Source organism: Cupriavidus pauculus, from assembly GCF_003854935.1.
Lineage (GTDB): Bacteria > Pseudomonadota > Gammaproteobacteria > Burkholderiales > Burkholderiaceae > Cupriavidus > Cupriavidus pauculus_C.
The window spans coordinates 1880400-1904740 of the sequence record NZ_CP033969.1 but is presented as its reverse complement, the minus strand read 5'-3'; the positions used below and the strand labels follow the sequence as shown (position 1 = coordinate 1904740).

Annotated in this window: 22 protein-coding genes, 1 tRNA gene and 2 pseudogenes; 11 read left to right on the top strand and 14 right to left on the bottom strand. The window is 67.1% G+C overall.

The annotated features are described in order from the left end of the window. The first annotated feature begins 21 nt into the window (after positions 1-21). From EHF44_RS28305 to EHF44_RS10435, 8 genes and pseudogenes are all read left to right on the top strand, one after another. Positions 22-183, top strand: coding sequence for a hypothetical protein (locus EHF44_RS28305; protein ID WP_172966037.1), 162 nt, complete (start codon positions 22-24; stop codon positions 181-183). A gap of 237 nt (positions 184-420) precedes the next feature. After that, positions 421-555, top strand: coding sequence for a hypothetical protein (locus EHF44_RS28845; RefSeq protein WP_301337462.1), 135 nt, complete (start codon positions 421-423; stop codon positions 553-555). Then, the gene (locus tag EHF44_RS10460) at positions 552-1346 is read left to right on the top strand and encodes a PD-(D/E)XK nuclease family protein (RefSeq protein ID WP_124683685.1); all 795 of its coding nucleotides are present in this window, start codon (positions 552-554) and stop codon (positions 1344-1346) included. The genes EHF44_RS28845 and EHF44_RS10460 overlap by 4 nt, the downstream gene beginning before the upstream one ends. A gap of 30 nt (positions 1347-1376) precedes the next feature. After that, complete coding sequence (locus EHF44_RS10455) at positions 1377-2549, top strand: hypothetical protein (protein ID WP_124683684.1); 1173 nt, start codon at positions 1377-1379, stop codon at positions 2547-2549. Positions 2550-2656: 107 nt separating this feature from the next. Then, on the top strand, positions 2657-3337 hold the full coding sequence (locus tag EHF44_RS10450; protein ID WP_172966036.1) for a DNA translocase FtsK: 681 nt from the start codon (positions 2657-2659) through the stop codon (positions 3335-3337). Then, positions 3334-3471 (top strand): annotated as a pseudogene (locus tag EHF44_RS28660) (AAA family ATPase); the annotation flags it as partial. The gene EHF44_RS10450 and the pseudogene EHF44_RS28660, both read left to right, overlap by 4 nt. A gap of 628 nt (positions 3472-4099) precedes the next feature. Then, positions 4100-4888: pseudogene (locus tag EHF44_RS10440) on the top strand (DNA cytosine methyltransferase); the annotation flags it as partial. Continuing rightward, positions 4885-5745 (top strand): DNA adenine methylase, encoded by an 861-nt coding sequence (locus EHF44_RS10435; RefSeq protein WP_124683681.1) that lies wholly within the window; start codon positions 4885-4887, stop codon positions 5743-5745. The pseudogene EHF44_RS10440 and the gene EHF44_RS10435, both read left to right, overlap by 4 nt. Positions 5746-5750: 5 nt before the next feature. Here the strand turns inward: EHF44_RS10435 and EHF44_RS10430 are convergent, their stop codons facing one another. Then, positions 5751-6005, bottom strand: coding sequence for a hypothetical protein (locus EHF44_RS10430; protein ID WP_124683680.1), 255 nt, complete (start codon positions 6003-6005; stop codon positions 5751-5753). Between the two features lie 44 nt (positions 6006-6049). Between EHF44_RS10430 and EHF44_RS10425 the strand changes: the two genes are divergently transcribed. Beyond that, positions 6050-6481 carry an ASCH domain-containing protein gene (locus EHF44_RS10425; protein WP_124683679.1) on the top strand — a complete coding sequence of 144 codons (432 nt, stop codon included), beginning with the start codon at positions 6050-6052 and terminating at the stop codon, positions 6479-6481. Positions 6482-6518: 37 nt separating this feature from the next. On the opposite strand, the gene EHF44_RS10420 is transcribed toward EHF44_RS10425, so the two are convergent. The 4 genes from EHF44_RS10420 to EHF44_RS10405 all read right to left on the bottom strand — a co-directional run bounded on the left by EHF44_RS10420 (position 6519) and on the right by EHF44_RS10405 (position 9738). After that, positions 6519-7556: a hypothetical protein gene (locus EHF44_RS10420; protein ID WP_124683678.1), complete on the bottom strand. Its 1038-nt coding sequence runs from the start codon at positions 7554-7556 to the stop codon at positions 6519-6521. 17 nt (positions 7557-7573) lie between these two features. After that, positions 7574-8785, bottom strand: coding sequence for a tyrosine-type recombinase/integrase (locus EHF44_RS10415; RefSeq protein WP_124683677.1), 1212 nt, complete (start codon positions 8783-8785; stop codon positions 7574-7576). 167 nt (positions 8786-8952) lie between these two features. Further along, a tRNA-Arg gene (locus EHF44_RS10410) sits at positions 8953-9027 on the bottom strand. A 243-nt stretch (positions 9028-9270) separates the two neighbouring features. Continuing rightward, the gene (locus tag EHF44_RS10405) at positions 9271-9738 is read right to left on the bottom strand and encodes a lecithin retinol acyltransferase family protein (RefSeq protein ID WP_124683676.1); all 468 of its coding nucleotides are present in this window, start codon (positions 9736-9738) and stop codon (positions 9271-9273) included. A gap of 414 nt (positions 9739-10152) precedes the next feature. Between EHF44_RS10405 and EHF44_RS10400 the strand changes: the two genes are divergently transcribed. Both EHF44_RS10400 and EHF44_RS10395 read left to right on the top strand, forming a co-directional pair. Continuing rightward, complete coding sequence (locus tag EHF44_RS10400; protein ID WP_124683675.1) at positions 10153-10443, top strand: hypothetical protein; 291 nt, start codon at positions 10153-10155, stop codon at positions 10441-10443. 104 nt (positions 10444-10547) lie between these two features. After that, the gene (locus EHF44_RS10395) at positions 10548-11324 is read left to right on the top strand and encodes a PP2C family protein-serine/threonine phosphatase (protein WP_124683674.1); all 777 of its coding nucleotides are present in this window, start codon (positions 10548-10550) and stop codon (positions 11322-11324) included. 64 nt (positions 11325-11388) lie between these two features. Here EHF44_RS10395 and EHF44_RS10390 read toward each other — a convergent pair whose 3' ends face one another. The 9 genes from EHF44_RS10390 to EHF44_RS10350 all read right to left on the bottom strand — a co-directional run bounded on the left by EHF44_RS10390 (position 11389) and on the right by EHF44_RS10350 (position 24185). Then, a complete protein-coding gene (locus EHF44_RS10390; RefSeq protein WP_124683673.1) occupies positions 11389-12711 on the bottom strand; it encodes a sigma-54 interaction domain-containing protein in 1323 nt (440 codons plus the stop codon). Beyond that, complete coding sequence (locus tag EHF44_RS10385) at positions 12708-15809, bottom strand: peptidase domain-containing ABC transporter (RefSeq protein WP_253699787.1); 3102 nt, start codon at positions 15807-15809, stop codon at positions 12708-12710. The genes EHF44_RS10390 and EHF44_RS10385 overlap by 4 nt, the downstream gene beginning before the upstream one ends. After that, entirely contained in the window at positions 15790-16542 is a 753-nt protein-coding gene (locus EHF44_RS10380) for a peptidylprolyl isomerase (RefSeq protein WP_124683672.1), read from the bottom strand. Before EHF44_RS10380 ends, EHF44_RS10385 begins: the two co-directional genes overlap by 20 nt. 23 nt (positions 16543-16565) lie before the next feature. After that, a complete protein-coding gene (locus tag EHF44_RS10375) occupies positions 16566-17948 on the bottom strand; it encodes an HlyD family efflux transporter periplasmic adaptor subunit (protein WP_124683671.1) in 1383 nt (460 codons plus the stop codon). Next, a complete protein-coding gene (locus tag EHF44_RS10370; RefSeq protein ID WP_124683670.1) occupies positions 17945-20542 on the bottom strand; it encodes an FHA domain-containing protein in 2598 nt (865 codons plus the stop codon). The genes EHF44_RS10375 and EHF44_RS10370 overlap by 4 nt, the downstream gene beginning before the upstream one ends. Before the next feature lie 210 nt (positions 20543-20752). Beyond that, positions 20753-22258 (bottom strand): efflux transporter outer membrane subunit, encoded by a 1506-nt coding sequence (locus EHF44_RS10365; RefSeq protein ID WP_253699785.1) that lies wholly within the window; start codon positions 22256-22258, stop codon positions 20753-20755. 235 nt (positions 22259-22493) lie between these two features. Then, the gene (locus EHF44_RS10360) at positions 22494-22757 is read right to left on the bottom strand and encodes a hypothetical protein (protein WP_124683668.1); all 264 of its coding nucleotides are present in this window, start codon (positions 22755-22757) and stop codon (positions 22494-22496) included. Positions 22758-23222: 465 nt separating this feature from the next. After that, positions 23223-23729 carry a DUF4399 domain-containing protein gene (locus tag EHF44_RS10355; protein WP_253699783.1) on the bottom strand — a complete coding sequence of 169 codons (507 nt, stop codon included), beginning with the start codon at positions 23727-23729 and terminating at the stop codon, positions 23223-23225. A gap of 27 nt (positions 23730-23756) precedes the next feature. Next, positions 23757-24185 carry a DUF4399 domain-containing protein gene (locus EHF44_RS10350; RefSeq protein ID WP_124683667.1) on the bottom strand — a complete coding sequence of 143 codons (429 nt, stop codon included), beginning with the start codon at positions 24183-24185 and terminating at the stop codon, positions 23757-23759. Positions 24186-24341 lie beyond the last annotated feature (156 nt).

The following is a 24341-nucleotide window of genomic DNA, read 5'->3' as shown; positions in this document are numbered from 1 at the left end:
GCGGTCCTGCGCGAGTTGCAGTTGGCACACGAAATCATCCGGAATGCTCTTGCGCTGATGACAGCGGCGCAAAGGACCGACTGGGCGCTCTTGAATGCCGCCAGCGGCAACGACAGCGAGGGCACCACCCGCTTTCACGAGCGGGCAGCCGTCATCGCCCGCGCAACAGGGGTCCAATCGTGAACCGCGACTTCTTCCTGATCGCCCTGGCCATCTGCACCGCGCCGCCGCTGGTGGTGCTGGCCGCCAGCCTCATCAGCCGGGTGTGGCAATGAAGCGCCGCCCGTCCCCCCGCCGCGCTGTCGCCGAGCTGCTGGCCCTTTGGGTCGGCACCACCCTGGCCATGGCTGCCGTGTTCTTCGCCTACCACCTGGCCAGCGCCGAGCCGAGCCAGCCGCCCACCGCATCCCGGAGTTCCACATGAGCGCCGCACCGATCGTGCCGGGCAAGTCGTACCACGTCCACGGCGCGGGCCTGTCCCTGACCGTGATCGCCGCAAATCCCGTCGACGCCATCTGCGTGGCGCTGGACATCATCCTGGAGTCCTTGAAATGAACATGGTCGCCGTACGCGCCAGCTCGCTGGCTGAACTTTTCGACTGCCCGGCGCGCTGGGAAGCCAAGAACCTGCTGGGGATGCGCTTGCCGTCGAGCGGCGCTGCCCACCTGGGCACCGCCGTGCACGCCAGCACGGGCGCATTCGACCAGGCCGCGCTGGACGGCGCGCCGATCACCGCCGACCACGCCGCCGGCGCGCTGGTGGACACGATTTACGACAAAAACGTCGAGGTCGACTGGGAAGACAGCGACCCGGCCGCTGCCGAACGCATCGGCCTGGCGTTGCATGCGCGCTACTGCGCCGAGATCGCGCCGCATCAGCACTACATCGGCGTTGAAATCGCCTGCGACCGCCTGGAGATTCCCGAGCTGGGCCTCGCGCTGACGGGCACCACCGACCGCGTGCGCACGACCACCGACGGCGCCGGCATCAGCGACCTGAAGACCGGTGGCCGCGCCGTCGGCACCGATGGCGTCGCTGTCACCGCCGGCCACGGTCCCCAGCTGGGCGTGTACGAGCTGCTGGCCGAGCACGCCATGGGCATCCCCATCAGCGCGCCGGCCCAGATTGTCGGCCTGAATACCGGCAAGACCGCCGCCGCACAGCGCGTGGGCGTAGGCGAGATCGCATCGCCGCGCACGGCGCTGCTGGGCACCGAAGAACAGCCCGGACTGCTGCAGCACGCGTCGCGCCTGATCCATTCCGGCGCCTTCTACGGCAACGGCAAGTCGGTCCTGTGCTCGCCGAAGTACTGCCCGCGCCACGCTACCTGCCCCTACAAGTCCTGACCCAATCACCACCTGACCGAGATCACCGCTATGTCCGCAACCGTCACCCTCGACCAAATGCGCGCGCCCGCCGTGCGTGAAGCCGCCCCCGCACCCGTCGTCACGATGGGCTTTGGCAGCCTGCAGTCGTTCGAACTGATGCAGCGCGCCGCCAACCTCCTGGCCTCGTCCACCCTCGTGCCTGCGGCGTACCGCAAGGTGATCGAGAAGCTGGACAAGTTCGGCAACGTGAAGGAATCGCGCGAGAACCCCAACGCGCTGGCCAATGCCGTTGTCGCGCTGAACATGGCGCAGCGCATGGGCGCCGACCCGCTGATGGTGATGCAGAACCTCTACATCGTCGAAGGCCGGCCGTCCTGGTCGTCGCAGTGGATCATCGCGGCGATCAACGGAAGCGGCCGATTCTCGCCGCTGCGCTTCGACATCAAGGAAACGGGCAAGAAGACCGTCGAGCGCACCGAGACGGTATGGGAGAACGGAAACCGCAGCACCGTCACGAAGAAGGTCGACATCCTCGACAAGGTCTGCATCGCGTGGGCCATCGAGAAGGAAACCGGTGAGCGCCTGGAATCGCCCAAGGTGTCGATCGAAATGGCTGTGAAGGAAGGCTGGTACACGAAGACCGGCAGCAAGTGGCAGACCATGGACGAGGTCATGCTGCGGTACCGCACGGCCAGCTTCTTCGGGAAGCTGTACGCCCCCGAGCTGCTGATGGGGCTGCAAACCGTCGAGGAAGCGCAGGACATCATCGATCTGAACCCGGACGGCTCGTACTCGGTGGCCAGCGCCTCGGTCAACGACCTGCGCGGTGCGGCGCGCGCCACGACCACCCAGCCCGCTGAGATCGTCGAGCATCCCGAGGAAACGACGGGCCCACAGGCAACCGTCGACACGCAACCATCCGATGTCGCGGACGACAGCGGCCAAGCCGATCTGATCCCGGAGGACGAGGGCAGCCAGCAGCAAGGCGACAACTCTGTGCTGACGTTCAATGACGTGAACCGCGAACTGCTGCAGGCCCAGACCGCCGAAGACCTGGACTTCGCCCGCAGCCTGATCAAGCAAGTGACCGACGAGAAGGAAAAGGCCACGCTCAACCAGGTCGCGTCGCGCCGCATGCGTGAACTGTCCGCACCCGCCGAAGACGCAGCGCCGGCCCAGCCGGCCGCCCGCCGCCAGCGGGCCCCCATCAACGCCGACTGAAATACCTGTGAGAGAGGACTGCCCGCGCAGACGGCTGTAGCGCGGGAGGAAGAACAGCGCCGCACCGCCGAATGCTGAGGGGCGGCCCGCAAGCAAAGGACACCGAGATGGACAAATTCCACTTCATGGGCAAGGCCACCATCCTGCATCTGAACACGCGCAAAGAGGGGCCCGAGGACAACCAGGAGCTCGCGCTCGACCTGAAATTCAAGGCTGTCGCCGACCGGCACGTCATGCGCTTCTTCGACGAGCAGTTAGCCGACTTCGTTTTCTTCTCGAACGGCGCCGTGCGCAACAAGATCATGGGGCCGATCACTTACGGGCACGAGCTCGAAAGCTATCGGCTCGACATGGTGGGCAGCACCTTCACCGGTGTGCGCGTGAAAAAGTTCTCCCTTGAGCCCAAGGACGGCTTCAAGGTCTGGCTCACCTTTTCGGTGTCGTTCAAGCCCAGCGGCGATGAAGTGGCGCGCGTGGCCGAGTTCCTGCAGGACGAGATCGACCTGTGCCTGATGTCTGGCGACAGCGAACTGGATTTCGGCAGCAACCACGTCGACACCAGCCAGTACCACCACGAGCCCGGCGACGAGGATCCACTCTTCGACCAAGCCCGCGAGCTCGTCATCACCCACCGCCGCGCATCCATTTCGTTCATCCAGCGCCATCTGCGCATCGGCTACAACCACGCCGCGCGCCTGCTGGAAGCGCTTGAAGAACACTTTGTCGTGACGCCGGCCGACGCCGAAGGCAATAGGCAAGTCAACGTATCCGAAGGAGCCGCAGCATGAAGATCACCGCCATCCACGCCCGCAACTTCCTCGGCCTTCGGGCGGCCGACATCATCCCCGCCACACCGGTGTCGCTGATCTGCGGCCCGAACGGCGCCGGCAAGTCCAGCCTGCAGGAGGCCATCCGCCTGGCGCTGACCGGCGAGAGCGTGCGCGTCAGCCTGAAGAAGGAATACGGCCAGCTGCTGCACGACGGCGCAGAAATGGGTACGGTCGTCGTATCCGCTGGGCCGCAGGCCAATAGCGTCGCCCTGCCCTCGGGCAAGCTGACCGCCGGCCTGCAGACTGACCCGCGCCTGCCGTACGTGCTCGACGCCCAGCGCTTCGCCAGCCTCGACGCCAAGGAACGTCGCTCGTTCCTGTTCGACCTGATGGGCCTGAAGCTCGGTACCGACCTGGTGCGCGAGCGCCTAGTGGCACGCGGCTGCCATCCCAAGAGGATCGAAGCGGTGCTGCCGCTGGTGCGCGCCGGCTTCGACGCTGCGGCGAAGGAAGCCCAGATCAAGGCCACGGCCGCCAAGGGCGCATGGCGCGCGATCACCGGCGAGACCTACGGCTCGGTGAAGGCCGGCGACTGGAAAGCCCCGGTGCCCGCCGGCGCGCCTGCCGCCGAGGACGTCAATGCGACGATTTCCGAGCTGCAGGCCGACATCGCCGACGCGTCGGCCGAGGCCGGCGACATGCAGCGCCAGCTCGGCGAGATGGACGCCGCCGCGCGCCAGCGCGCGGGCCGCACGCGGCCCGACCGAAGCCGCCCAGTACCAGCAGTACGGCGTGCTTCGCTGGGGCGAGCCGTCCGGTGCCATCATCGGTGTGAAGTCGCCCGGCCAAGGCACCTTCAGCGTGGCGGACCCGCGGCACGCCGGCCCGGCCAAGCACAACAACGAATACCGGATCGTGCCATGGTCCGACGCGGCCGGCGCCGTCACCAGCGCCCACGGCACCGGCCAATGCGTTGCCGACCCGCGCCGCGACGGCCCAACGTTCGGCAAGTACGCGGTGACGCCCTGGAACGAGGCGACCGGCACGGTGATCGCCGGCAGCACCACGGGTCAGGGGGCCTTCGCTGTGGCTGATCCGCGCCCGGGCATGCGGCGCGAGCGCGGCGACAACTACCTGACGGGCGGCCACTACGGCGTGGTCGGCTGGGATCAGCCCAGCGGCGCCGTGTCCGCAGCTGCCGGCCACGACAACGGCCGGTGGTCGGTGGCCGACCCGCGCCTGCCGGCCGCCAGCGAGAAGGTGGTGGCGATCATCCGCGCGCTGGACGGAACGTGGCACCGTCCGTTCACAACGCTGGAGCTGGCCGCGCTGCAGTCGCTGATCGAACCGGAAGAATACCTGGAACTGGACGGCCTGAGCGATCAGGCTTGGCGCGAGCGCATTGGCAATGCCGTGCCGCCGGATGCGGCCGTGGCCATTGCCGAGGTGATGGGCACCACGCTGATGCTGGCCGAGACCGGAGAGACGTTCATGCTGTCGGCCACGCCGGTGTGGGTGCGGCCGGTGGCCGTCGCGCTGACGGTCGCCCAGCAAGGGGAGGCAGCGTGACCGTCACCCGACCAGTGCTCCGCTACCACGGCAGCAAGTTCCGCCTGGCGCCATGGGTGATGGGATTCTTTCCCGCCCACTCGTGCTACGTAGAACCTTTCGGCGGCGGCGCCGGGATCCTGCTGCAGAAGGACCGCGTGCCAGCCGAGTGCTACAACGACCTCGACGGCCAGGTGGTGAACGTTTTCCGAGTATTGCGCGATCAGGACAAAGCACTCGAGCTACAACGACGCGTGGCCCTCACCCCGTTCTCGCGTGACGAATTTGACTGGTCGTACGAGGCGGCCGTCGACGACATCGACAGCGCGCACAAGATGATCGTGCGCTCGTTCTTCGGCCACGGCAGCGACAGCGCCACGCGCGGCTGCCGCACCGGCTTCCGCTCGAAGCTGACGGATGGCCGTGGGTTGCCGTCGGCAGAATGGTCGCGCTGGGCCGATGCAATCCCTTCGTTCACCCGCCGGCTGCAGGGAGTACTGCTGGAGAATCGCGACGCACTCGAGGTGATCGCGAGGATGGACAACCCGAACGCGTTGATCTACGCGGATCCACCCTACGCCCACAGCACCAGGTCCGCGATCATGGGCCGGTCCGCGAAGACCCACGGCTATCGGCACGAGATGACCGACGACGACCACCGGGCGCTGGCCGCAGTACTCCACGCGAGCACCGCGATGGTGGTGCTGTCCGGCTACCCCAGCGCACTGTACGACGACGAGCTATTCGCCGATTGGGAACGCCACGAACGCCGGCATATGGCTGACGGCGGCCGCGCGCGCACAGAGGTGGTTTGGCTCAACCCGTCATGCTCTTCCGCGCTCGAGCGACAGCGTGCCCAGATGGAGTTGATCGCGTGACGGAATTACCCCTCAGAGCCCGGCTCGTCCTCGAAGATCTCCGGATAGTCCTCGCGGCGGGCCTCACCCCTCGCAACCATCTGGCGAACATACTCAATGGCTTCGTCCATCTCTTCTTCGAGAGTGGGCTTGCCCTGAGCTTTTCGGATCGCGTCGTACGAATCCATTTGCCCGCGCAGCTCGGAAGCCAGCGCAGCAATTTGAAGCGCTGCACCGGTACCAAGTTGCTCTTCGAGGTCTTTGTCGAAAAATTTGGTCATAGCCGCCCTATCGGCATCGCGCCCCATAACCTTGAGGTGAAATCGTGACACTCACCCGCTCGTTACCGACCAAGGCCCTGTCCATCCGCCAGCCATGGGCATGGCTGATCGTCAACGGCCACAAGGACATCGAGAATCGGACGTGGGCCACGCGGTTCCGTGGGCCGGTGCTGATCCACGCCGCCAAGGGCATGACGCGGCTGGAGTACAGCGCGGCGGCATTGGTCTTCCAGCAGGCCGGCATCCAGCACCGCTTTCCACTAGCCGAGGAACTGCAGCGCGGCGGCATCGTCGGCATGGCAGAGGTCACTGCCTGCGTGCCACCCGAGCGCCGGACCTCGTACTGGCATATGGCTGGCTGCCAAGGCTTCGCCCTACGCGGCGCCCAGCCGCTTCCCTTCACGCCGCTGGCCGGCCGCCTGGGCTTCTTCGCGGTGCCGGCCGACGTTTTATCTCAAATTATTCAGAACCAATAATTTCCTTTGTACAGGCCCCTGGCACAGCCTGCCAGCGTCATTCGCTTTCTTGCTTCCCGTCAAGTTGGGAGGAAAACAGGGGCGGCGGCGACAAGCTAGCCTTCAACTGACTGAGATAAGCCGATCTTTCGCGCCACAGCCTACGGGTCGGCGTGTCTTCCGAAAGGTTGTCGACAACTTCGGAGTTCTCTCGCAGCCGTTTCAGTTCTTTCTCGGCCTTAGCGAGGGAGTTGCGCAGCGTACCGCTTAGCTCTCGCTCTTGTTGAGCTTCACTTAATGCCTGGCGAACGTCTTCCATGGCGGCGTCCCTTTCAAGGCGTGCCAGCTTCAAACGTTCTTCGCCGGTTTCCATAGAGGCAGTCAATTTTCGCACGAAGCTCCCCATTTCATCCGCCGCCCCGGAAATTCTATTAAATATACCGAGAAAGTACTCGATCATGGGATCGTTCAGGAAATTAGGATATCGCACCTCATGATCAATCTCACTCCACCCTTCTTCAAAGATCGTTCTAACTTGAATTTCTACAGGTATATCCCTTATTCCTGGTCGAGTTGACGCAACGTAGTGCACCGATCGATAACCCGCATCGTGTTCCTTAATTTTGAATCCGTGATTTCGAAGTTGTTCCCTGAATTCGACTGGATCTCCTTGGCGGACATAGGCCACAGGTTTTTCTTTCAGTCGCCACCCTGCGCGAATTTCCTTATCTATTGAAAAGCAATCCGCTTTGAAAAGATGCAACGCACGAATCCCGACCAAGTCGGTCACCACCTCCTGATAATCATCAACGGATATAGTCTGGTACTTTTTCTGTGGCCTTTTATCCGCCCGCTTTCGGACAATTTTTTCTAGCAAATGTTCAACATTCTTAACCCGAAAACGAACAGAATGGACGGGTTTTATCCTTTGCATCATGCTCGCAAACATCTCCGCCGACGTGGTCAGATCTTTTTGACCGGCCAAGTAATGATCCGCAATTGCTTTTAGTTCGTTCCAAGTGCAACCGCTCTTAATCCACTTCTCCTCGGAAATTCGGTTACGAGCTAAGAACTCGTCCTTTGAAAGCGTGAACATAGCGACTTCTCCGTAGCTTATTGGTTGCCAGCTTCTCGAAGGCCTGAGACCATATCCCCCCAGGACTGCATCATCTGCCGGCGCTCGGGCAGGTACTGCGCGTGGTTGTACGCGGCGCGCACCTTGTTGCGCTCGACGTGCGCGAGCTGGCGCTCGATGACGTCGGGCCGAAATCCCAGTTCGTTCAGCGCGGTGGACGCCAGGCCCCGGAACCCGTGGCCGGTCATGCGCGAGTGATACCCCAGGCGGTACAACGCATAAAGCATCGTGTTGTTGCTGATGTGACCAGTCTTGCCGCGCGGGCTGTAGAACAGATACCGGCGGTGGCCAGTGATCTCGCGCAGTTCCTTCAGCACGGCAAGCGCCTGCGTGGATAGCGGCACCACATGCGGGTCGCGCATCTTCATCCGCTCTGCCGGCACCAGCCACTCAGCCTTCTTCTCGTCAATCTCGTCCCACTGCGCCTGGATCATCTCCGTGGTGCGCACAAACGTCAGCGTCATGAACTGCAACGCCAGGCGCGTCACCTTGTCACCCTCGTAGCCATCGATGTCGCGCAGCAGCTGCGGCAGTTCGGCCAGCGGCACCCTGGCCTGGTGCTGCACGGGCGTCTGCTTCAGCACGACCTCGCTGTCGATGTCAGTGGCCGGGTTCCGATCGCACAGGCCATAGACGATCCCGTACTGGAACACCGCACGCATACGCTGGAGAATGCGCTTCGTGGTGTCGCGGACGCCGCGGGACTCGATCGTCTTGAGCAGCGCCAGGATCGCCGGCGCGCGGATGTCGGCAATGGGGGTGCTGCCCAGGACGGGGAAGACGTCGTTCACGAGCGAGGCCAGAACCTTGCCGGCATAGACCTCGTTCCAGCTTTCCTTTTTGGTGGCGTGCCAGTCACGGGCGACCGCCTCGAAAGAATTTCCGGCGGCGATCTTGGCGGCGCGGCGCTGGTCCTGTTTAACCGCGCCCGGATCCTTGCCGTCGGTGACGTGCGACCTGGCTGTCTCGCGCTGGGCCCGCGCCTGGGCCAACGTCACGGCAGGGTAGGTGCCAAAGCCGAGCCGATTCTCGGCACCGGACGGCCGGACGTATTTGAACCGCCAGAGCTTTCGCCCATCGGTCATGACCTCCAAATAGAGGCCACCACCGTCGAACAGCTTATAGGCGCGCTCGCGCGGCTTGGCGTTGCGGATTTTGGTGTCGGTGAGAGGTTCGACCGTGCGGGGCATCGCGTAGGGGCACCGATAATCGGGGCATCAGAGAATGCCCCAAAGGATGCCCCAAAAAGTGACGGATGCCAACGGTTCACCGCGAACTTTGGTGAACGTCGAAAGGCTAGGAAGCCTTGATTTACGGCGGGAGGGAGAACTTTGGTGAACTGCTGCGGACTTGATTATGGTCCCGCCGACAGGAATCGAACCTGTATCTAGCGCTTAGGAGGCGCTCGTTCTATCCATTGAACTACGGCGAGCGGACCGTCTGCACCGGCCTGGCGCCGCGGTGGCGCGGGCGGGTCGGAAGACAGGGCGGAGTATAGCAAACTCCGCCGGCGCCCTGCCATGGCGGTCGGCGCGGCGTGGGCGGGGGGCGGGCCGGGCGCTGGCGCGGTCCGGGGTGCAGCGGCGGTGGCAGGCGCGGCCGGTGCGGGTGTCGCAGCTTTCCCAGTCGATCAATCCGGACATGGCGGGCTCCTTTGGTGGCAATGGTTGGGGGATCAGGCGGCCGTCAGGCTGGCGGGGTGGATGCCCGACAGCATGGCCAGTGCCAGGTGCAGCACGGTAACCACTGCCGCTGCCGGGTTGCGCAGGCAGGTTTCCACCTGTTCGCTGCGGGCCTGGCCGAGCAGGCACCACGTGCAGAAGTGTTCGCAGTTGTTGGTCAGCAGGTGATAGCGGTTCTCGCCCAGGCGGCTGCGGGCACGGGCGACGGCTTCCTGCCCGAGGTAGCGCGCGCAGGGCTGGTTGCGCACGGTCACGCCATGGCCCTGGGCGAATAGTTCGAGCGAGGTTTCCTCGACTGGGCCCGCATGCAGCGCCTGGCAGAAGCCGGCGTAGTGGATCACGCGGCCCTGGCCGACGTAGATGCCGTGATGGGCGTAGCCATTGCGTTCCGTCACCAGATGGGCGCCGGGCTGGTAGGCATCGTCCGGGCGGCTGGCTTGTTGTTGGTCTTGGGTGTTCATGGCGGTCTCGATTCTGGTGTCGGTGGCGGGCAGGCAGTGCGGCGTTGGTGCCTACCCAACCGCATCAAGCGTGCCAGTGGGGCCGAACCACGGTCCGACAAGGGCTGGCGGGGAATCGGAGGTTTCCGGGGACCCGGTTTCGTCGGGCATCGACCAACAGCTACGAACCGATTGTGTTGGTCCGCCACCGGCAACCGCTGTCGGCCGCTCGCTCTTCGCCGATATGGCTCCTGTCGGCCCGCCCCTGACGGCCCTGCCCCACCACTCCAGCACGGGTGTTGGCGCCCAACCAACGCCGAACGAGCATCCGGCATCACATTTGATCCTAAGAACCCCGCCGACGTCACGCCCCCACCGTGGCACACCGCTTGCTGAACAGAGGCATCCCCCGCAAGCCTGCCCAAGGAGACCATCATGGCGACCCTGACCATCCGCGACCTGAACACCCATCGCGAGCTCGATTTCCGCGCCATGTCGGCCGTCCGGGGCGGTGGCGCGCCGTGGGTGTTCGGCTGGATCCAGCCCTACGTGGCTGCCCGGCCCGGCGCGTTGCCTGTCGTGAACTTTTACGAGATCAACTACAGCTTCTATGCTGATCAGATGAACAATCAGTTCCAGAACGTGAACGTCCAGAACACGGCGCCGAATTCCACCATCACGGTCGACACCGGCATGGACGCCCGCAACAAGGGACGACTGGTCTGAGCCCTGCCCGCCTGTCGGCAGGACTTTCGCGGTGACTTCCAGACATCCGGCGCCCCGGGGGCGCCTTACGCGCGGGACGGTGTCGCCCCGCGCCGGAGCATGCCGTGACCTGCGTATCGCAATTCCGCTGGAGCTCGGCCGCGTGCACAGACGTGGGCCGGGTGCGTGAGCGCAACGAGGATGCCTGCCTGGCGATGCCCGAGCACGGCATCTGGGTCGTGGCCGACGGCATGGGCGGCCACGCGGTGGGCGATTTCGCCAGCCGCGCCATCGTCCAGGCCCTGGCCGCGCTGCCCCGGGCCGATAGCCTGGACGCCGCCGTCGACCACGCGCGCATCGCCATGCAGACCGTCAACCAGCTGCTGATCGACGAAGCCGCGCGGCTCAAGGTGCGCGTGATTGGCAGCACGGTGGTCATCCTGCTGGCGTGCGAGCGCCAGTGCAGTTGCCTCTGGGCCGGCGACAGCCGGCTCTACCTGTTCCGCGACGGCCACCTGAAGCAGCTGTCGCGCGACCACAGCCAGGTAGAGCGCCTGAAGGCGCGGGGGCTGATCACGGCCGAGGAAGCGCGCCACCATCCCGCCCACAACACGATCACGCGGGCGGTGGGCGCGTCCACCACGCTGGACCTGGAGCGGCTGACGCTGGAAATCGGCGATGGCGACCTGTTCCTGCTCTGCAGCGACGGCCTCAGCAACGAGGTGGAGGACGACCAGATCGCCGCCGTGCTGGCCGCCGACCCCCACCCCGCCCGCGCCGCCGACGCGCTGCTGAAGCAGGCGCTGGACAACGGCGGCCGCGACAACGTGTCGGTGGTGGTGATCCGCGCCGAGGACATCGGCGGCGGGTCTGACATGACGCTGCTGAATCCGGAGGTTTGAGCGGGGTCGGCCCTCTCCCGCGGGCGGGAGAGGAGCACACACACGGTGTCGAGAAACAGCCCCCTTATTTCCCCTCCGCTTGCCGGTTGCTGTTCCGGAAGTCCTTCGAGTGGATGCCGTGCTTCTTCAGCAGCATCTGAATGTGCGACCGGTTCATGTCGAAGCGACGCGCCAGTTCGGCCACGGTGCCGCCCACTTCCTGCAGCCCGCGTTCCAGGAATGCCCGCTCGGCCTCGTCGCTGGCCGCGCGCTTGGCTTCGCTGAGCGATGTGGCCGTGCTCAGATCGGTGATCGTCGCCTTGCCGCCCGGGGCCGCCGCCACGGCCTGCAGGCCGGCCGGTCTCGGGCGGATGTCCTGCGGCAGGTGGGCAAAGTCCGCCGTATCGCCGGCCAGGCACGACAGCCGGTACATCAGGTTGCGCAGTTCGCGGATGTTGCCCGGATAGCCGTAGTGCAGCAGGAAGTCGCGCAGCCGCGGCGTCAGCTTGATGGGCCGCCGCTTGAGCTGCCCGGCCGCCTCGTCGCCGAAGTACGCCACCAGCAGCGGAATCTCGTCGCGCCGCTCGCGCAGCGCGGGCAGCGTCACGTGGATCACGCTGAGCCGGTAGAACAGGTCCTCGCGGAACGTGCCTTCCTGGCTCATCCGGCGCAGGTCCTTGTTCGTGGCCGCCACGATGCGCGTGTCGACGGCAATCACCTCGTCCGACCCCACGCGCTGGATCTCGTGCGCCTCCAGCACCCGCAGCAGCTTGACCTGTCCGGTCAGCGGCAGCTCGCCAATCTCGTCCAGGAAGATCGTGCCGGTGTGGGCGCTCTCGAACTTGCCCCGGCGATCGTTGGCCGCGCCGGTGAAGGCGCCCTTCTTGTGGCCGAACAGTTCCGATTCCAGCAGGCTGTCCGGAATGGCGCCGCAGTTGACCGAGATGAACGGCTTGTCGTTGCGCACCCCGTTGGCGTGGATCACCTTGGCCATCAGCTCCTTGCCGGTGCCGCTCTCGCCGTCGATCAGCACCGGCAGGTCCGTGGGCGCCGCCTTCTCGGCAATCTCCAGCGCCTCCAGCAGCTTGGGGTTGTCGCCGAACGTGCCCTCGAAGATGAAGCTGCGCTCCATCAGCGCCTGGCGCCGCTCCCGCGCCGACATCTCCACGGGCTCCACCTCGGCCGCCTGCGGCTCGCCGGCGGCCGTGGCGGCCGCCACAAAGCGCTCCTTGTGCGACAGGCCCATCACCTCGTCGCGCAGCGTGGTGGCCTGCTTGAGCAGCTTCTCGATGTCGGGCCGCTCCAGCCGCGACGACCAGCGCAGCGTCGAGCGCAGGATCTCGATCCGTTCGATCAGGCCCGCAAACGACACCGCGGACGTGGCAGGGGTGGGGTTGTATAACTTCATGCCGCGCTCAACTGCTTCTGGACCAGCTGGTAGTACATGCCGCGGCGCTCCAGCAGTTCCTCGTGCCGCCCCTGCTCGACGATGCCGCCCTCGTACAGCACCAGGATCTTGTCGGCCTGCATGATCGTGCTGAGCCGGTGCGCGATGATCACGGCCGTGCGTCCCCGCAGGATCTCCTGCATGTTCGCCAGGATGTTGCTCTCGGACTGGGTATCCAGCGCCGACGTCGCCTCGTCGAACACTAGCAGCCGCGGGTCGTGGTACAGCGCCCGGGCGATGCACAGCCGCTGGATCTGCCCGCCCGACAGCCCGATGCCGCGCTCGCCCACCACCTGCTCGTAGCCGAGCGGCAGCTTCGAGATGAACGCGTGGGCATCGGCCATCTTGGCCACTTCCTCGATGCGGCGGCGGTCCGGGCTGTCGTCGCCGCAGGCGATGTTCTCCGCCACCGTGCCCGAAAACAGCAGGTTGGTCTGCATCACATACCCCACCTGGGCCCGGAAGAACTCGGTGTCGATCACGTTCATGTCGTAGCCGTCCACCTTCATCGTGCCGTCGGTGGGCTTGTAGAAGCCCACCAGCAGCTTGGCCAGAGTGGTCTTGCCCGATCCGCTGCGCCCGACAATCGCCACCATCTCGCCCGGCCGCATGTGGAAGCTGATGTTCTCCAGCACGTACGGCGTGTCGTCGCCGCCATAGCGGAAGTACACCCCGTCGAACTGGATCTCGCCCTGCAGGTCCGGTAGCGACACGCGCGACATCACGTCCTGCGGCTTCTGCTCGGGCTCCAGGTCCAGCACGTCGCCCAGCCGCTCCATCGCCACGCCGGCGTCGTTGAGCTGGCCCCAAAGCGCCACCAGCCCCATCAGCGGCGCCAGCACGCTGCCCATGAACGCGTTGAACGCGATCAACTGGCCAATCGTCAGCTCCCGCTCCAGCACCAGCGTGGCGCCCACCCAGAGGATCGTGATGGTCGTGGCCGCGTTCAGCACCTGGCTCACCAGCCCCACGAGGATGTGGAACGACTGCGCCTGGTACTGCTTGTCCAGCGCCTTGGCGTACTTGCGCTCCCAGCGCAGCCGAACGGGCCGCTCGATGCCCATGCCCTTGACCGTCTCGGCGCCGCCCAGCGTCTCCATCAGGTACGCCTTGGCGTCGGTCGATGCCGCGAACACCTCGCGCGCGTAGGTCTTCACCTTCGGCGTCACCACCACGGTCAGCGCGGCAATCGGTATCACGAACGCAATCAGCAGCAGCGTCAGCTTGACGTTGTAGAGGAACATGATGCTGAAGTAGATGAACACCATCAGCAGGTTCAGCGCCGTGGTCACCGTGGACTCGGTCAGGAACGCCCGGATCGTCTGGTTCTCCTGGAACCGCGCGAAGATGTCGCCGGTCTTGCGCTTGGCGAAGAACGACAGCGGCAGCGACAGGGTGTGCTTGAAGAAGTGCGACATCATCGCGAAGTCCATGTTGCGCACCATGAAGTTCGCCAGGTACGCGCGGATGGTCACCATCAGCTGCGTGAACACGTTCGAGATCACCAGCCCCAGGATCAGCAGGTGCAGCAGCCCGATGTTCTGGTGCACCACCACCCCGTCCAGGATGTTCTGGATGATCAGCGGCGGCACCACGCCCAGCAACTGGATCACGAACGTCGCCAGGAACAGGTGCGCCAGGATCCTGCGGTACGGCGACAGGTAGCCAATGAAGCGCAGCCACGGCGAGCGTGACACGGCCAGCTCGTTCATCTGCGTGCCGGGCGAGAACAGCAGGCAGGTGCCGCTCCAGCCGCGCTCGAACTCCTCGGTGCCCATCTTGCGGAAACCAATGGCCGGGTCGGCCACCCAGACGTGGCGCGCCGACACGCCATAGACCACCACGTAGTGGTAGCCCTCCCAGTGGATGATGAACGGCAGCTCGAAGCCCATCAGCGCGTCGCGCGTGCACTGCACCCCGCGCGTGGTGAAGCCCAGCGACTCCCCCGCCCGCGCCAGGCTGTCCAGCGTGGCGCCCGACGTGGTCACGTTGGCCAGCTCGCGCAGCTTGCCCAGCGTCATCGGAATGCCGTGGTGCCGGCACACCATCGCCAGGCAGGCCGCGCCGCAGTCCATCTCCTCGGCCTGCTCCACCAGCGCGAAACGGCGGATCAGCCGTTCGCCCATCTCGGGCTTCGAATGCAGGTCCAGCAGCACGGGCCGCTTGCGGCGCTCGGCCAGCTTCTGCTGCCGGTGCAGCTCGCGGTCCACCGCACGGATCCGCTCCTCCAGCACCTCGCGCAGCCGCGCATTGCGTTCCAGGATCAACTGCACGGTCTTCTCGGGAATCACCAGCAGCCGCACGTCGGTCTCGGCGATGGCCGACGCCACCTGCTCCTGCCGCATCACGCAGGCGCGCTCGCCAAAGATCTCGCCCTGGCCCAGCGTGGCCAGCGGGAACGTATCGCCGTCTTCCTCGCGCACGATGCGCACCGTCCCCTGCCGCACCACGTACAGCCGGCGGTCGTCACGCCCGTCCTGCTGCAGGATGGTCTTGCCGGCCGCCACGCGCTTCACGCCCACGCTGCGCACGGCGTCTTCCAGCTCCAGCTTGTCCAGCTTGCCGCGCAGGTCGAACAGCCGCGCCACGAAGCCGCCGGCCGAACTGATCGCCACGTGGCTCGTGATGAATGCCAGCGCGGCCGGGTTGCCGCCCACCACCGGCTCGGACACCGCGCGCGGAATCATCAGCAGCTCGGTCTTGCCCGACGCCCGCACCGACGACTCGTGCCGGTATTCGCGCAGCAGCGCGATGTCGGCAAACACCTCGCCGGCCTTGCGCACGCCCATGCTGATTTCCTTGCCGTGTTCCTCGTTGAACACGCGCACCGACCCGTTGCGCACGATGAAGATGCCCTCGGCGGGCTCGCCGGCGTTGCAGACCGTGTCGCCAAAGCCAAACGCCAGCGGCCGCGCGCTGGCGGCCAGCCGCTCGATCTCGTCGCGCGTCAGCGGCGACAGGATCTCCACGGTCGCCAGAAAGTCGGCCAGCGACTGGCCGGCGCCCGGCGGCTGGGCCGCGGCGCCGGCGGCGGGCTCGCTAGCGGGCTTCGATGACATGTTCCTGCGCCCTTGCCATCAGCCAGTCCTCGCGCAGCCGCCGGCGGATCTCGACAGTAACGTCCGGGTCCAGCCGGGCCGGATGCTTGGCCCGCACCAGGAAGACCTCGAAGAACGACTTGTCCGGCGCCGGAAACGGCCCCAGCAGGTCGCCGGGCTGCGCGTTGAACACCTTGGCCTCGATGTCGCCCTTCAGCGATCCGCGCAGCACCTTGCCGATGTCCCCGCCCTGCTCGCGCGTGTCCGCGATCGAATGCTCGCGCGCCATCTCGGCAAAACTGTCCGGGTCGTCCTGCAGGTACGACACCAGCTCGCGCGCCTTGCCCTCGGTATCCACCACGATGTGGCTGACCTCGATGCTGTCGAACTTCGGCGAATTGAGCTGGAAGTACGCCTCCACGGCCTCGTCGGTGCCCACCTGCGCCAGCATCTTCTCCTGGTACAGGCTGTCGGTGATGAAGGTCTCGAACTCGTCCAGCGTGATGTGCAGCGCGTCCAGGTAGTGGTTCATGTCCGCCGCGCGATGCAGGCCATGCACGCGCCGGAACTGGTCGGCGCGCGCCTGCACCTCGTCCTGGCTCAGCGTCACGCCATGGCGCCGCGCGGCGTGGGCGGTCAGCTTGTCCCGCACAAGCTGCTCGACCAGCCCCTCGAACTGGCCGGTCAGCTTCAGCACCCTCACGAATTCGTCGACGCCGATCACTTCGTCGTCGATGCGCACGATGGCTGTCATCGCCCTCTCCCTTGGTTGTCCGTTCAGCCCGCCACCTGCCGGAAGGGGTCGAGCCCCAGGTCGATCAGGCGCCGCTCCCGCACCACGATCTCGGCCGTGGCGGTCATGCCGTAGCGCAGCGGGTACTTGTTGCTCGCCACGCTGTAGTAGTCCTGCGCCAGCCGCACGCGGCCCTCGTACACGGGCTGCTTGTCCGGCCCGGACGGCTTGGTGGCTGGCGAGATGTATTCGAGCGTGCCCGCGATCAGCCCGTAGCGCTGGTACGGAAACGCGCTGAACTTGAGCTTCACAGGCAGCCCCTCGCGCAGGAACGCGCGGTCGCGCTCGGCAATCTCGATGCGCAGCATCGGCCGCGCGTCCTTGGGCGCGATGCCGCCCAGCGGCGTGTTGGCCTGCACCTTGTCGCCGCGCTGCGTCGACGTGACGTCGGTCACCACCCCGGCCACCGGCGCCAGGATCAGCAGGAAGTTGTCCTTGTCGATGTTCTCGAAGCGGATGCGCGCGGCGGCATCGGCCACCAGCCGGGCCGTCTGCACCTGCAGCCGCAGCTTGTCCTCGGTACTGGCGATCTCGCGCACCGCCGCGTCGTACTGCACGCGCAGGCTCGCCAGCTCCTGCCCGCTGCCTTCCAGCAGCGCGCTGGCCTGCGTGTATTGCTGCGCCAGCCGGGCGTCGAGCTCCGTCAGCCGCGACTGCGCCACGCGCAGCGTGTTCTCGGCGTCCAGCGTGGCGGCGCGCTTGGCCTCGACCTGCGATTGCGACACGCCGCCGCCAGCCGGCAGCGCGAACAGCCGGGCATAGCGGTCCTGCTCCTGCCGCGCGAAATCACGCGCGCGGCGGGCGTTCTCCAGGTTGCTGCGCGCCTCGGCCAGTTGCGCGCGCTGCTGCTCGGCCAGCCGCGTCGTGCCTTCGGCCAGCCGGTTCTCGTGCTGGCGCGTGCCCAGCTCGATCTGCTGCTTCAGCGCCAGCGCCCGCCGTTCCAGCAACGCCTTGCGCTCCGGAAACTGCTTCCATTCGCGCTCGGCGTCCTCCAGCTTGAGCTGGGCCTGCAGCGCGTTGGCGGCGGCCTCGATCGCGCCGCGCGCGTTGAGCCGCGCCACCACGTCGTCCTTCGACACGGGCTGGCCCTCGGCCACGTACAGGTCCACCAGCTCGCCATCGACCGGCGCGTAGAAGCGCCGCACCTCTGACTCGGGCGCCAGCGTGCCCTGCGCGGTGACGATCACGTCCGCATGCCCGAAGAACGACCACAGCAGCGCGCACAGCACCAGCACGCCGGTGACGACCACGGTCAGCAGCGTCAGCCGGCGGGGCTCGGCGCTGAGCAGCGCGATGCCCTCGGCGCTGTGGTCTTCCAGCGCCTCGTTCAGCGGCCGCAGCCGGTTGTCGCGGTTGTCGTCCTTCATGGCGTGCTCCCCGGCGCGGCCTGGGCGCCCGGCTTGGCCGCGGTGGTGGTGCCGTCGCCGGGCCGGTCGTCGGGACGGGTGTCCGGGCGCGCCTCGGGCGGGCTGCCCTCGCCCACCAGCGCGAGCTTGGTCTTCAGCACGGCCGGGTCCAGCACCATGCGCAGGTCGTTGAGCGCGCGGCGCTGGGCGTCGATCTCGGCCTGGATGTCGTCGCGCACCTTGCTCCACTGCGCGGTGTCGTCGATCCGCAGCTGCGCGTAGATCCGCAGCCCCTGCCGCGCGTCTTCCTGCGCGTCGGCCAGCAGCTTCGCCTGCGCGCGGAACCTGGCCGATACCCCCGCTTCCAGCCGCTGCTCGCCAGCGATCAGGCCGTTGTTGCGGTACTGGCGCCAGCCGGTGGCCGCGCGGTTCAGCAACTGGTTGGCGCGCCGCAGCGCGGCGTCGCGGATGCCGTTGACGTCGGCGTCGATGGCCTTGGCGAAGAATGCATCGCTCCGGGGGTCCAGCGACGCATAGAACGCCAGGAGCTGGCTGTCGTAGCCCGGCGTCCCGCGCGCGGCCCGCACGGCGGCGTACTGGGCCAGCACCTGTTCCTTGTGCGCGGCATCGCGCGCCACGTCGGCCGCCCAGGGGCCGGCGGACACCGCCTTGAGCGCCGCGATGGCGGCCTCGCCGTTGCCCTGCTCCCACGCCTTGCTGGCCGTGACGTACTGCTTCTGCACGTCGTCGCCGGGCAACTGCGTCGCCTTGAGCTTCTGGTAGGCGGCCTCGAACGGCGGCGTCTGGAAGCGCGCCTGCTGCATCTGCGCCACCAGCGGGCCGGGCGCGCGGTCGCGCAGCGCCACGATCATCGCGGTGTACTGGCCCAGGTCGCGCTCCACGCGATCCAGCCCGGCCAGCCGCGGATACTTCTCCTTGTACTCGGCCAGCATCGGCTGCAGCGCCTCGGGCCGCTCGCGCGACAGCTCGCGGGCGATGGCCGCGTTGAGCCGGTCGATGGCGGCCAGGAACACCGATTCGTCGTTCTGCAGCCGCCGCAGGTCGCTCATCGCCCGCGCATAGGTGTCGCGGAACGGCGGCACGTCATTGGCGATGCGGTTCAGCAGCCGCTGGTGCGACGCGGTGTCGGCCTCCCAGCGCCGCAGCAGGTCGCGGATACGGCCCTCGTCGCCGAACATGCGGATCGGCCCCTCGATGCCGCCGCGCCGCGCCACGTACTGCTCCACGTCGCCCACCCACGCCAGTTCGCCCACCAGCGCGCGGCCGTCGGCGTTGTGGCGGCTGCGCGCGCGCATCTCGTCCAGCACGGCCGCCGCACCGTCGAAGTCGGCGGCCTGGAGCCGGGCCACCCACTGCGGCACGTAGGCGCGCATCAGCGCCTGGGCGCCCAACGTCTGGTAGTGGGTGTCGTCGCCATGGCGGGACAGCACCTGGTCGGCCACCTCGGCCGCGCGCACGTACTTGCCCGCGTCGACCAGCGCCTGCAGCGAGCGGTCCGGCGCGCCGCGCCACCAGAGGTAGCCCCCGCCGATGGCCAGCGCCGCAATCAGCAGGATGGCCACGCGCGCCGCACGCTCCAGCTGGGCGCGGTCGCGGATGCCAAAGCTGCGCATCGCCTCAACCAGCATCATCGTCACGCGGCCGCGCCTGGGCGGGGCATGGGGCACGTCGCCGCTGTCGGGCAGCGCCTCCGGGTTGACCTCGTCCTCCTGCGCGGCCGGATAGTCCATGCAGAAGATGTCGAGGAAGGAATCGGCCGCGCCGACGAACGTGGTCTTGTCGGGATCGGCATCGATGGGCAGCGCCGCGTCGGCGGGGGCCGTGGACGGCGGCGGCACGATCGACGTCCGCGTGGCCGTGGCATCGGCGTCGGCCTCGCGCTCGATGCCCACGCGATAGACGAAATGGCTGCCGCCGAACGCCAGCACGTCGTCCGGCTCCAGCCGGATCGACTGGTCGCGCAGCCGCACCCCGTTGACGAACGTGCCGTTGGTGCTGCCCAGGTCCTCGATCCACGGCACGCCATGCTTCAGGTACACGTGCGCGTGGCGGCGCGACAGGTAGTTGACCTGGTGCGGATAGGCGTCGCGGTAGCGGGCAAACGTCTCGTCGGCCTTGCTGACCAGGAACGGAAAGCCGGCGATGACCACGGGCTGCAGGCCCAGTTCGTCGCGCATCGGCGTGAGCGTGACGGCCACGCGCGGCGGCTCGGCATCGGCCTGGCGCGCATAGAGCCGCACGCGGTACGCCAGGCCCGCGCCGAAGCTGAGTTCGTCGCCATCGCGCAGCCGGGCCGGCTGCTGGGCCACGGCGTCGCCGTTGACGCGCGTGCCGTTCTTGCTCCCCAGGTCGGCCACGTAGACCGCGCCGTCCTCCGAGAAGATGCGCGCGTGGCGCCGCGACAGCACCGAGACGGCTTCCGTCGGATACGCGGCGAACGGCGCCTCGCCGCGGCCGATGGCGAACAGGTCCTCGTCGATACGGATCTCGCCCAGCTCGGGGCGGGACACCGGCATCAGCAGGACGTCGAACACCTGGCCCGCCTGTGGCGCCATGACCGGCACATCCATGAAGGGAGCTTCGTCGCGCGTCATGTTTCAACTGAGCCAACAGTGGGGCCTGTGGCGCGCAACCGCGAGCCGGCGCAGCGACGGGCGCCGCATGCGTCGGCAAAGGGGCGACAGGTCACGGGTAAGAACATAGTAGGCCACGCTCGGGGGGAGTCAATGCGCTGCGCCGCAGCGTTGCGCGCACGCACGCGCGGTGCGGGTTTCAGGGTTGAAACGCTTTGGACGCCGCTGCGGCTAACGCGCCGCCTTGGGTGCCGCCACGCCCGCCGGCGCGGGCGCGCTGGGGGCGCCATCGGCCCCGGCATCGGCCGCCGCGTTGCGCACCGCTACGTCGGGCCAGCCGCCGCCGAGTGCCTTGTACAGCGTGACGGTGTCGGCCAGGATTTGTTGGTGGGCGGCCAACAACGACTGCTCGGCGGCCAGCAGCGAGCGCTCGGACTCGAACACGTCGAGCTGGGACGCGATGCCCTCGCGCGCCTGGGCCTCGATCTGCCTGCCCACCACGCGCAGCTGGTTCACCTGCTGCTGCAGCTCGATGCGCTGCTGCTTGTGGGCGTCGACGTTGACCAGCGCGCTCTCCACTTCCTCGAACGCGGTCATCACGGTGCGGCCGTACTCGTTCTCGACCACGCCGACGTTGGCCTCGGTCGTCTTCACGCGGGCGCGCACGTTGGGGTCCAGCATCGGAAGGTTGATGCTAGGCATGAAGCCGAACGTGAACGACTTCATCAGGTCTGACAGCGCAAAGCTGGCCGTGCCGCCGCGCGCGGTCAGGCTGATGCTGGGTAGCTGCGCCAGCCGCGCCTGGCCCACGAGGTTGTAGGCGGCCAGCACGCGGTATTCGGCGGCGACGATGTCGGGCCGGCGCGCCAGCAACTGCGACGGCAGCCCGGCCGGCACCGCGGGCAGGTTCACGCGCTCCTGCAGCTTGCCCGGCGGCACTCGCAGCTCACCGGCCGGCACGCCGACCAGCGTGGCCAGCGCGTTCTCGGCCACGTCACGCGAGCGGCGCAACTCCAGCAAGTCCTTGGTCAGCCGGTTGATCTCCGCCTGCTGCTGCATCACGCGGATCTGCGGCAGCAGGCCGTTGGCCAGCATTGCCTTGTAGGTCGCCAGGATGTCGTTGTTGCGCGCGAGCGTCTGGCGCTGCTGCGCAAGCTGTTCGTCGAGCAGGAGGATCGTGAAGTACGTGATCGACACGTCAGAGACCAGCGACAGGTAGCCGGCCCGCCAGTCGGCCTCGGTGGCGCGGAATTCGGCGGTCTGTGCCTGCACGCCTTTCTCGACCTTGCCCCAGACGTCGATGTCCCAGTTCACGGTGCCGCCCAGGTTGTAGGTCTTCGACACGGCCTGCCCGGTCGTCTTCGTCACATCGACGCCGGCGCCGATGTCAAACACCGGCAGCGCGCCGGCCCGCGCCTCGGCGATCTGGGCGCCTGCCACGCGGATGCGCGCCGCCAGCACCTTGATGTCGTAGTTGCCGGACAGCGCGCGGGCCACAAGCTGGTCCAGGTAGGGGTCGCCAAACGCCTGCCACCAGTTCGGCACGATGGTTTCCGTCGGCGACACGGTGACCGCTGCATTGCCGGCGCGGTCGCCTGTCCACGCGGCCTTGGCCGGCGTCTCGGGCCGCTGGTACGTGAGGGGCCGGAAATCGGCGCAGCCGGCCAGCGTGGCGATCACGATGGCGATGCCGGAGACCCGGAGAAGGCTGCGCGGCGCAAAGGCTAGGGCATTCACGATGGCTTCCTGCTGGGAGCGCCAGCGGACCGTGGCAGGACGTCCTGGCGTTCGATCTGTATTGTGGGTCGGCATGCGGCAGACGCCAACCTCGGCTTGCGTGCCCGGCGCGCGGAACACGCGGGCAAAAAAAGCGCCGGGGCGGAGGTGTCCCCAGCGCAAGCTCCCCGGGCGGCCGGCGTCGAAGCCGATGAACTGGCCTGCGACGCCGCTGCCGCCTGAACCGGTACGAATATCAGGCGTTGTTCTGGGCGTACTGGTTCGTCGTCACGCTGTTGCGCATATGGTCCTGGAAGGCCGAGCCGTTGCCGAAGTAGTTGCCTACCTCCTGCATCTGCTGGTTCTGCTGCGTGACCGTCTTGTGCGATTCGAACGACAGGCTCACGGGCGTGAAGATCGACGTACGCGGCGCAAACACGGTGCCGCCACGCACGGCGTGCAGCGCCTTGGCGTCGAGGGTTGCGGTCGAGGACAGGTCACGGATGATCAGCTTGGTCATGATGGTCTCCTGGAAAGGAAGGTCACTGCGTTTCAGGTGGTGAGCATCGGGTTGGTGTCGCGCTCGGACTGGATATCGCAGCAAGCGTGCCAAGGGGTGGGCGTGGAGGGATGAAAGGCTGGGAAGGCTTGTGGGGCAAGGGATTGGGGGTGGCGGGGCGGTTTGCGGGCGCTGTTCGTGGGCCGTCGAGTGTTGGATCCGGTCCAACTAGTCTCTCCCGCACTGTCGGTTCGCTCCCCTCTCCCGCAACGCGGGAGAGGGGCCGGGGGAGAGGGCGTGGCGTGTCTGCTTGCCGATCAACGTCGTAACTTGAGCCGCTGACCCTCTCCCCCAACCCCTCTCCCGCAGGCGGGAGAGGGGAGCAAACCACCGGCAAGCTCGTTAAAAAAAAACGGCGCACATCGCTGTGCGCCGCGTGGCGCCGGGCCGGACCGCCCCGTCCTGGCGCGCCTAGCTCTGGGCCGGTCATCTCACATAGATCGTGATCTTCTTCGAGTAGACCGGCGGGTTGGTCGGGATGTGCTTCTCGTCGCCCATCAGCAGTTGCAGCGTGTGCTTGCCCGGCGGCAGCTCGATGGTGGTCTCTGTCTCGCCGGCGCCGAAGTGCAGGTGATTGCGGTCGTTGGGAATCTCCTTGTCCAGCGGCGGCAGGTCCACGTCGATCAGCAGGTGGTGGTGGCCCGTGTTCGGGAACTTGACGTCCTTGGGCGCCACGCCCATGTTGCGCAGGCCAAACCAGACCTTGATCGGCTTGCCGGCCGGCATGGTCTGGTTGTTGTTCGGGTAGCCGATGTAGAGGTAGGCGTTCCGGGGCGCCGGCGTGGGTCCCGTGCCCTTGGCGGCCGCGGGGGCCGAGGCGTGGTCGGCGTGCGCCGCTGGCGCCGAGGCGTCGGCGGCCTGCACGCGCGATGACGGCACGGCGACGGCCAGCGCCGCCAGTCCCGCGATGAACATCGGTCTGAGATGGGTCATGGCTCTCCCCGTTCGCACCTGTGTGCGCTAGCGCACGGTGATCGTGATCTTCCTGGAGTAAATCGGCGGATCGAACGGAACGTGCTTGCTGTCGCCAAGCAGAAGCTGCAGCGTGTGCTTGCCCGGTGGCAGTTCGATGCGCGCGTCCGTCTCGCCGGCGCCGAAGTGCAGGTGATTGCGGTCGTTCGGGATTTCCTTGTCCAGCGGCGGCAGTTCGGCGTCGATGAGCAGGTGGTGGTGGCCGCAGTTGGGCCGCTCAATGCCCTTGGGGCAGATGCCCATGCCCTTGAGGCCCATGCGGACCCAGAGCCGGCCGCCGTCGATGACCGCGCCGTCGCCCGGCCAGATAATGTAGGTCTCGGCGCCTTTCGGGGCCGCCGTCAGCGGTATGGCGAGCGTGGTCCAGCTGGCCAGGAACGCAGCGGCGAGCGCGCGCTGCAGGGATCGTCTGGACATGGCGGCTCCTCCCGGAGATCTGTCCGCTGCACACGGTCCCCCGCGCGGGAGCGGATTCTTGGTGGATGTTCTTGATGCGCTCGGCGATGTGTCCTACAGCGTAGGTCGGAAGGCCCCAAAAAGCGAACTTTCACGCCACAAGCGCTGTGCTATCTT

Bases quoted from the DNA above. Each gene is read 5' to 3' on its own strand.
- EHF44_RS10350 (WP_124683667.1), bottom strand. From the start codon at position 24,185: ATGTCCAGACGATCCCTGCAGCGCGCGCTCGCCGCTGCGTTCCTGGCC.
- EHF44_RS10455 (WP_124683684.1), top strand. From the start codon at position 1,377: ATGTCCGCAACCGTCACCCTCGACCAAATGCGCGCGCCCGCCGTGCGT.
- EHF44_RS10450 (WP_172966036.1), top strand. From the start codon at position 2,657: ATGGACAAATTCCACTTCATGGGCAAGGCCACCATCCTGCATCTGAAC.
- EHF44_RS10370 (WP_124683670.1), bottom strand. From the start codon at position 20,542: ATGACGCGCGACGAAGCTCCCTTCATGGATGTGCCGGTCATGGCGCCA.
- EHF44_RS10405 (WP_124683676.1), bottom strand. From the start codon at position 9,738: ATGAACACCCAAGACCAACAACAAGCCAGCCGCCCGGACGATGCCTAC.
- EHF44_RS10385 (WP_253699787.1), bottom strand. From the start codon at position 15,809: ATGTCATCGAAGCCCGCTAGCGAGCCCGCCGCCGGCGCCGCGGCCCAG.
- EHF44_RS10400 (WP_124683675.1), top strand. From the start codon at position 10,153: ATGGCGACCCTGACCATCCGCGACCTGAACACCCATCGCGAGCTCGAT.
- EHF44_RS10430 (WP_124683680.1), bottom strand. From the start codon at position 6,005: ATGACCAAATTTTTCGACAAAGACCTCGAAGAGCAACTTGGTACCGGT.
- EHF44_RS10355 (WP_253699783.1), bottom strand. From the start codon at position 23,729: ATGACCCATCTCAGACCGATGTTCATCGCGGGACTGGCGGCGCTGGCC.
- EHF44_RS10415 (WP_124683677.1), bottom strand. From the start codon at position 8,785: ATGCCCCGCACGGTCGAACCTCTCACCGACACCAAAATCCGCAACGCC.
- EHF44_RS10380 (WP_124683672.1), bottom strand. From the start codon at position 16,542: ATGACAGCCATCGTGCGCATCGACGACGAAGTGATCGGCGTCGACGAA.
- EHF44_RS10375 (WP_124683671.1), bottom strand. From the start codon at position 17,948: ATGAAGGACGACAACCGCGACAACCGGCTGCGGCCGCTGAACGAGGCG.
- EHF44_RS10390 (WP_124683673.1), bottom strand. From the start codon at position 12,711: ATGAAGTTATACAACCCCACCCCTGCCACGTCCGCGGTGTCGTTTGCG.
- EHF44_RS10460 (WP_124683685.1), top strand. From the start codon at position 552: ATGAACATGGTCGCCGTACGCGCCAGCTCGCTGGCTGAACTTTTCGAC.
- EHF44_RS28845 (WP_301337462.1), top strand. From the start codon at position 421: ATGAGCGCCGCACCGATCGTGCCGGGCAAGTCGTACCACGTCCACGGC.
- EHF44_RS10360 (WP_124683668.1), bottom strand. From the start codon at position 22,757: ATGACCAAGCTGATCATCCGTGACCTGTCCTCGACCGCAACCCTCGAC.
- EHF44_RS10420 (WP_124683678.1), bottom strand. From the start codon at position 7,556: ATGTTCACGCTTTCAAAGGACGAGTTCTTAGCTCGTAACCGAATTTCC.